The sequence below is a fragment of the Mitsuaria sp. TWR114 genome (assembly GCF_007997345.1).
This window is the reverse complement of record NZ_VOSR01000240.1, coordinates 1-2,279: the sequence shown is the minus strand read 5'-3', so window position 1 is coordinate 2,279 and position 2,279 is coordinate 1. Positions and strand designations below refer to the sequence as shown.

Here is a 2,279-nt window from a genome sequence, read left to right as displayed (position 1 = left end):
CGCCTTGGCCTCGTCCTCGGTGACGCCGACCCAGGCCACTTCCGGATCGGTGTAGGCGACGCTGGGGATCACGCGCGCGTCGAAGCGCGACTTGGCCAGCGCGTCGTCGCCGAGCAGCTCGCCGGCGATGACTTCCGCCGCCACGTGACCCTCGTGCACCGCCTTGTGCGCCAGCATCGGCTGGCCGACGATGTCGCCGATCGCGAAGACGTTGGGCACGTTGGTGCGCATCTGCACGTCGACCGGGATGAAGCCGCGATCGGTGACCACGACGCCGGCCTTGTCCGCGCCGATCTTCTTGCCGTTGGGCGTGCGGCCCACCGCCTGCAGCACCAGGTCGTAGACCTGCGGTTCCTTCGGGGCGCCCTCGCCTTCGAACGTCACCTTGATGCCTTCAGGCGTGGCTTCCGCCGCGACCGTCTTCGTGTTCAACATGATGTTGTCGAAGCGCGGCGCGTTCATCTTCTGCCAGACCTTGACCAGGTCGCGGTCCGCGCCGGTCATCAGCGTGGGCAGCATCTCCACGACATCCAGGCGCGCGCCCAGCGTCGAGTACACGGTGCCCATCTCCAGGCCGATGATGCCGCCACCGACGATCAGCATGCGCTTGGGCTTGCTGGTCAGTTCCAACGCGCCGGTCGAGTCGATCACGCGCGGGTCGTTCGGCATGAAGGGCAGGCGCACCGCCTGCGAGCCCGCAGCCAGGATGATCTTCTTGAACTTCAGCGTCTGGGTCTTGCCGGTGCGCTCCTGGCCCTCGCCACCGGTCTCCTCGACCGACAGGTGGTTGGCGTCCAGCAGCGAGCCGTAGCCGCGCACGACCGTGACCTTGCGCATCTTGGCCATCATGGCCAGGCCGCCGGTCAGCTTGCCGATGACCTTCTTCTTGTGGGTGAGCAGCTTGGGCAGCTCGACCTTGGGCTCGCCGAACTCGACGCCCAGATCGGCGAAGTGCTTGACCTCGTCCATCACCACCGCGACGTGCAGCAGCGCCTTGGACGGGATGCAGCCGACGTTCAGGCAGACGCCGCCCAGCGTCGCGTAGCGCTCGACCAGCGCGACCTTCAGGCCCAGGTCGGCCGCGCGGAACGCCGCCGAGTAACCGCCGGGACCGCCGCCGAGCACGATCACGTCGTACTCGCCTTCGGCCGGGCCGGTGTAGGTGGCGGCTTGCGGGGCCGGCGCCGCAGGTGCGGCCGCCGCGGCGGGTGCCGCAGTAGGAGCCGGCGCAGCAGCCGCCGGTGCGGGCGCTGCCGCCGCATCACTCTCCAGCACGACGATCAGGTCGCCCTGGTTGATCTTGTCGCCCAGCTTGACCTTGAGCTCCTTGACCACGCCGGCCGTCGAGGACGGGATCTCCATCGAGGCCTTGTCGGACTCGACGGTGACCAGGCTCTGCTCCTGCTTGATCGTGTCGCCGACCTTGACCAGGACTTCGATGATCGCGACGTCCTTGAAGTCCCCGATGTCGGGAACCTTGACTTCAACCAATGCCATGTCAGGTCCTTCCGATCAGAGCGCGATCCGACGGAAGTCGGCCAGCAGCGAGGCGAAGTACACGTTGAAGCGGGCTGCGGCCGCGCCGTCGATGACGCGGTGGTCCCAGCTCAGCGACAGCGGCAGGATCAAGCGCGGCGCGAACTGCTTGCCGTCCCACACCGGCCGCGTCTGCGACTTGCACACGCCCATGATCGCGACTTCAGGCGCGTTGATGATCGGCGTGAAGTAGGTGCCGCCGATGCCGCCCAGCGACGAGATCGAGAAGCAGCCGCCGGTCATGTCGGCCGGGCCGAGCTTGCCGTCGCGGGCCTTCTTGGCCAGCTCCGACATCTCCTGGCTGATCTGGAAGATGCCCTTCTTGTCGCAATCGCGGATCACCGGCACGACCAGCCCGTTGGGTGTGTCGGCCGCGAAGCCGATGTGGAAGTAGTTCTTCAGGACCAGCGTGTCGCCATCCAGCGAGGCGTTGAATTCGGGGAACTTCTTCAGCGCCGCGACGGTCGCCTTGATCATGAAGGCCAGCATCGTCACCTTGATGCCGGATTTCTCGTTCTCCTTGTTCAGCTGGACGCGGAAGGCTTCCAGCTCGGTGATGTCCGCGTCGTCGTGGTTGGTGACGTGCGGGATCGTGACCCAGTTGCGATGCAGGTTGGCGCCGCTGATCTTCTTGATCCGCGACAGGTCCTTGCGCTCGACCGGGCCGAACTTCTCGAAGTCGACCTTGGGCCAGGGCAGCAGGCCCGGAAAGGCGCCACCACCGGCAGCGCCGCCGGCCGGCG

The 2,279-nt window shown here is 67.0% G+C and carries 2 protein-coding genes; both read right to left on the bottom strand.

All coding sequences use genetic code 11. The features are described from left to right. A partial coding sequence (locus FUT87_RS10555; RefSeq protein ID WP_147240978.1) for an NAD(P)/FAD-dependent oxidoreductase occupies positions 1-1,497 on the bottom strand: 1,497 nt, incomplete at its 3' end. A gap of 15 nt (positions 1,498-1,512) precedes the next feature. Beyond that, on the bottom strand, positions 1,513-2,279 hold a 767-nt coding region (locus tag FUT87_RS10550), incomplete at its 5' end, for a 2-oxo acid dehydrogenase subunit E2 (protein ID WP_186830467.1).